The organism is Albimonas sp. (assembly GCF_055129145.1).
The window spans coordinates 1-5,698 of the sequence record NZ_JBSRTQ010000207.1; the positions used below are offsets into that span (position 1 = coordinate 1).

At 74.4% G+C, this 5,698-nt stretch carries 3 protein-coding genes; 1 reads left to right on the plus strand and 2 read right to left on the minus strand.

What is annotated here, in order from left to right:
• Positions 1-52 precede the first annotated feature (52 nt).
• Positions 53-2,113, minus strand: a complete 2,061-nt coding sequence (locus ACTB72_RS20100) for an AfsR/SARP family transcriptional regulator (protein WP_463038802.1) — start codon at positions 2,111-2,113, stop codon at positions 53-55.
• 230 nt (positions 2,114-2,343) lie between these two features.
• Between ACTB72_RS20100 and ACTB72_RS20105 the strand changes: the two genes are divergently transcribed.
• A complete protein-coding gene (locus ACTB72_RS20105) occupies positions 2,344-4,407 on the plus strand; it encodes a M3 family metallopeptidase (RefSeq protein WP_463038803.1) in 2,064 nt (687 codons plus the stop codon).
• Positions 4,408-4,551: 144 nt separating this feature from the next.
• Here the strand turns inward: ACTB72_RS20105 and ACTB72_RS20110 are convergent.
• Positions 4,552-5,698 (minus strand): MFS transporter (locus tag ACTB72_RS20110; protein ID WP_463038804.1); only part of this gene is annotated, 1,147 nt, incomplete at its 5' end.

Sequence of the window (5,698 nt, forward strand, 5' to 3'; positions counted from 1 at the left end):
CGAGGGCGTCGCCGGTTGCGCCGTCGCCGGCACGCCACGGGCGGCGCTTGGGTCAGGCGTCGACCGAGAGGCTCGCGAAGGGGGCGAGGATCGCTTCGACCAGCGCGGGGTCGTCGAAGGCGTGGACCAGGCGGACCGCGTCGGGCGAGAGGCGCGCGAGGGTGGGGCGGAGCGCGGCGAGCGCGGCGTCGGCCTCCGCGGTCCGGCCCAAAGCGGTCAGGCAGGCGAGGCGCAGCAGCCGCGTATGCGACCAGTCGGGGCGGGCGGCGAGCGCCCGGTCGCAGAACGCCAGCGCCCCGGCATGGTCGCCCAGCGCGAAACGGGCGAGCGCCGGGACCCGCAGCCAATGCGCGGCCTCGGCCGCCCCCGGCGCGGTGGCGAGCGCGCGGGCGGCCCAGGCCTCGGCCTCCTCCGCGTCGCCGGCGAGCGCCAGCAGCCGCCCCATCTCGCCCAGCGCCGGCGCGAAGCCGGGGGCGAGGGAGAGGGCGCGCAGCTGATGGGCGCGGGCGGCGGCGGGATCCTCCATCAACGCCGCGGCGATGCCGAGCGCGTGCTGGGCCCAGGGGTCGCCGGGGGCGCGGCGCAGGGCGCGAAGCGCGAGCTCCCGCCCGCGGAACAGCGCCTCGCGCGGGGCGTTGGAGCGGCCGGACCAGCCTTCCTCCAGGTGGCTGAAGGCGAGGACCACCAGCTCGGCCGCGTCGGCGTCGCCGCTGCGGGCGAGCGGCTCCAGCAGATCCCGGGCCTGGGCCACGGCCTCGGGCCCGCCCTGGAGGACGAGGCCGCGGGCGCGCATCAGCCGGGTCCAGGAGGCGGTCGAAGGCAGGACACCGGTCGCGTCGGGGGAGGGACGCAGGGCGTCGGCCTCTGCGCGGGGCAGGGCGAGGGCGATCGCGGTCTCCGCCTCCAGCAGGTCGGAGGCGAGGGCGCCGGCCAGCATCCGGCCGAGACCCGCGGCGCGGCCGATCTCGCCGCCCTCGGGCCAGTCGAGGCGGCGCGCGGCGATGGCCGCGGCGTCGCCGGCGCGGGCCGCGGTGACGATCTCGGCGCTCGCGTCCGGGCCGGCCTCGGCCCGCAGGGTCACGGCGTAGTCGGCGGCCCGGGTCAGATCGGCGAGCCCGATGCCGGCGGCCTGCAGCGCGGCGGGGCCCTGCACGCGCATCCAGCCGATCTGGGCGAACTGGGCGATGGCGGCGTCGGCGACGGCCTCGGCCAGCGCGAGGGAGGCGGGGTCGGCGCCGTAGGGCACGATGGCCACCAGCGGGCGCGGGTCAGGGGCGAGCGCGCGGGTGGGGGCAGGGCGCATCCGGGGGAGGGCGGCCTTGGCGCGCGCGGATTTTTCGCGCTCGGGCGCGGCGTGGGCCGGCCTGGGCCGGCGGGCGGGGATCAGCGCGTCGAGATCGGTTTCGGGCGCTTCGCCGAGTTCGGTCCGGAAGATCGCGCGGCAGGCGTCGGCCTGCCGCTGGGCCTGGGGCAGGCGCCCCCCCGCCACGTGGATGCGGATCAGGGCGGCGTGCACGTCCTCCTGCAACGGGTCGATGTCGAGCAGCTTTCGCGCCGCGGTCGCCGCCCGGTCGAGCCGCCCGGCGCTTTCGTCCAGCAGCATCAGGCGCAGGAGGCCGTCGGAGACCTGGGCCTCGAGATTGGAGTTGCGTACCGAGACCCAGTCCTGGAACGGCGCCTCGGCCACCGAGAGCGGGGCCAGCAGCGCGCCGCCATAGCTGTCGAGCAGGGCGGAAAGGCCGACGGTGTCGCGCGCGGCGCAGGCGGCTTCGACCCGCGCCACATCGGTGATCACCGCATGGGGGCGCAGCGCGATCTGGCCGCCCGGCGTCTCCACCGCCGCGTCGAACAGGGACCCCATGGCGCGCTTCATCCGCCGCAGCTCCTGGCGCAGCGAGGCGCGTCCCTGGTCGGGGGAGCCCTGGGACCAGAGCAGGTCGACGAGCACGTCGCGGGTGACGGTGGCGCCGGGCTGCTGCGCCACGAAGGCCAGCAGCGCCATGCCCTTGGCCCCGAGCGTGGTCAGCGCCGCGCCGTCCGGCACGCGGGCCAGCGCCGCGCCGAGCATCCGCAGTTCCAGCACCGCCTTCGGACTTCCGCCGTCGCCACCCAAGCCGCCTGATCCCCATGCCGCATCGCGCATCATCGCATCATCCGGCTGCGCCGGCCGGGGCCGCGCGCGCCTCATCTGGCCGGCCCGGCCGGCATCTCCTATATGAAATGCAACGCCGGTGCGCGGACAGCGTCCCGGCTGCGACATTCCGCGTCGCGCGCCGGCTTGGCAAGGCCGGACCGCGACCGCCCAGCCATCCATGTCCCATCCGCCCCCCGAGAGGAGCCTCCATGACCGAGATCGCCACGACCGGGACCCAGCCGCTCGACGCGCCCTGGCACGAGGCCTACGGCCTGCCGCCCTTCGGGATCGCGACGCCCGAAGCCATCCGCGCGGCCTTCGACCGGGCGCTGGCGGCGAACCTGGCCGAGATCGCCGCGATCCGCGACGCGCCCGCCGCTCCCGATTTTTTGAACACGGTGGCGGCGCTGGAGAGCGCGGGGCGCGGGCTCGGCCGGGTGGCGACGGTGTTCTATACGCTCGCCTCGACCCATTCCGACGACGCGCTGCGGGCGATCGAGCGCGAAATGGCCCCCCGCCTCGCCCGTCATTCGGCGGCGGTGTGGATGGATCCGGCGCTGGCCGCCCGGGTGGACGCGGTCCCGTCCGACGGGCTCGACCCCGAGCAGGCGAGGGTGCTGGAGCTGCTGCTGCGGGCGTTCGAGCGCTCCGGCGCGCGGCTCGCGCCCGAGGGGCGGGCGCGGATGGCGGAGATCATGGAGGAGCTTTCCAAGCTCTCCACCGCCTTCGCCCAGAACGTGCTGGCCGACGAAAGCGCCTGGACGCTGCCGCTCGACGCCGAGGATATCGCCGATCTGCCTGAGAGCCTGGTGGCGTCCGCCGCCCGCGCCGCCGCCGACCGCGGGGCGACGGGGCATGCGGTGACGCTGGCGCGGTCTTCGGTCGAGCCGTTCCTGAAGCTCTGCCCGCGCCGCGACCTGCGCGAGAAGGCCTGGCGGGCCTGGACCGCGCGCGGGGCCAATGGCGGCGACCATGACAACCGCGAGATCATCGCCCGCATCGTGGCGCTGAGGATCGAACGCGCGAACCTGCTCGGCTACCCCACCTTCGCGGACTTCAAGCTCGCCCCCGAAATGGCCAAGACGCCGGACGCCGTGCGCGACCTGCTGATGCGGGTTTGGACTCCCGCCAAGCTGAAGGCCGAGGCGGAGGCGGCGCGGCTGCTGTCGGAAGCCAAGGCCTCCGGCGAGGCCGGCGCCAACGACGTGCTGGAGCCGTGGGACTGGCGCTACTGGGCCGAGAAGGTGCGCACCCGCGACCACGCCATCTCCGACGCCGAGCTGAAGCCGTATTTCCCGCTGGAGAACATGATCGAGGCCGCCTTCGACTGCGCCCATCGCCTGTTCGGGCTGGAGTTCAAGGAGGTCGAGGGCCTGGTCCTGCATCACCCCGACGCCCGCGCCTGGGAGGTGACCAAGGGCGGCCAGCCGGTCGCGCTCTTCATCGGGGACTATTTCGCCCGGTCCTCCAAGCGCTCCGGCGCGTGGATGAGCCAGATGGTGAGCCAGGAGAATTTCGACCCGGAGGTCGGCGCGGTGCGTCCGGTGATCCTAAACGTCATGAATTTCGCGCAAGGCGCGGGGCGCGGCGACACGCTGCTCAGCTTCGACGATGCGCGCACGCTGTTCCACGAATTCGGCCACGCCCTGCACGGGATGATGTCGGATGTGCGCTATCCCTCGCTCGCCGGAACCTCGGTGGCGCGGGACTTCGTGGAGCTGCCCTCCCAGCTTTACGAGCACTGGCTGGAAGCGCCCGAAGTGCTGACCGCGCATGCCCGTCACTACAAGACCAACGCGCCGATCCCGCTGGAGCTGATGGAGCGGATGCTGGCCGCCCGCAACTTCGGGCAGGGGTTTTCGACGGCCGAATATCTCGGCTCGGCGCTGACCGATCATGAGATGCACCGGCTGACCGACGCGGAGGGGTTCGACGCGGTGATGTTCGAGGCGGATCTGCTGGCGCGCATCGGCATGCCCCATGCGATCCGGGCGCGCCATTCGGCCCCGCATTTCCTGCATGTGTTCTCGGGCGACGGCTATTCGGCCGGGTATTACAGCTACATGTGGTCCGAGGTGATGGACGCCGACGCCTTCGCGGCCTTCGAGGAGGCGGGCAGCCCCTTCGATCCGGAGGTGGCGGCGCGGCTGGCCCGGCACATCCTTTCGGCGGGCGGACGCGAGGATCCGATGCAGGCCTGGCTGGGGTTCCGCGGGCGCGAGCCCGATCCGCAGGCGCTGCTGCGCGGACGCGGGCTGGATGTGGCCGCCTGAGCCGACGGCGGGCCGCCCCCGGCGGGGCGGCCCGCACCGGGCTGTTTCAGTTTTAACTATTTCTCAAGCGATTTTCCCTGCGTGGAGCGGGCTGGAATCGCTCCAGGTCTCGTGTTTCGTCGTTTGATAGTTTCCCGAAACCATTCAAATCCCGCCCCTGCGGCGCCGGAACAGCGGGATCAGCAGCAAGGCCCCCAGCGCCGGCAGACAGGCGGCGGCGAGCAGGGTGACTTCCGGCCCCGCCAGCGCCCGGATCCCGGCGCCGAGCGCCGGGGCCGCCGCCATGCCGAGCATGAGGAAGAGGGCGACCGCGCCCGACACGGCGCCGAAATCCTCCGTCCCCGCCGCCTCCATCAGCGTGGCCGGGCGCAAAATGGTCATCGACCCCACCGCGCCGCCCTGCAGGAACACGAAGCCCGCCGCGGCCCAGGGTCCGGCGGCGACGAAGATCAGCGCGGCGGCGGCGCAGGCCAGCATGGTCAGCGAGATGCAGGACAACGCCGCCGCCGGCCAGCGGGCGGGGGCCACGGTCAGCGCGATGCGCGCCACCACCTGCATCGGCCCCATGGCCGAGGCCGCGGCGATCGCCACCGCGGCCGAGGCGCCCAGATCCGTCATCAGCGGCAGCACGTTGGAGGCGACCAGCCCGTGGCAGAGCGAGGCGCCCGCGAACGCCGTCGCCACCCGCGCCACGCCGGGCCGCTTGAGCGCTTCGAGGAACCCCGGGCCGCGGCGGCGGGGACCGGGGGCGCGGGGCGGGGCCTCGGCCTCGGCCATCCGCGCGCCCATCGCCAGCAGGGGGGCCGCGACCAGCCCGGCCAGCGCCGCCATGCCGAGCGTCGCGCCGCGCCAGCCGAAGGCGGCGTCGAGCGCCGAGACCAGCGGGAAGGCGACCAGCGTCGCGAAGCCCGCGACCAGCGTCACCGCGGTGATCGCCTTGCGGGCCCCCATGCCGCGGGCGCGGGTCAGCAGGGCGAAGCAGGGCTCGTAGAGGCAGAAGGACGAGGCCGCCCCGATCAGCGTCCAGAGCGCGTAGAAACTCCAAAGGCTCTCGACCTGGCTGACGCCGGCGAGCCCGCCCGCGCCGATCAGCGCGCCGAGCGGCATCATCCAGGGCGCCCGCCCCCGGTCGATCCATGCGCCGGACGCCGGAGCGCAGAGCGCGGTGGCGGCGAGGCAGAGGCTGAGGCCCAAAGCGGGCGAAGGCCCCTGGCCGGCAAAGGCGTCCTCATAGCGGGCGAGCTGGGCGGGGAAGGTGTAGAACAGCGCCGACCAGCCGGCGATCTGCCCG

What these genes read in the sequence shown, in the direction of transcription:
- ACTB72_RS20105 (WP_463038803.1), top strand. Translation starts at nt 2,344, where the DNA reads ATGACCGAGATCGCCACGACCGGGACCCAGCCGCTCGACGCGCCCTGG.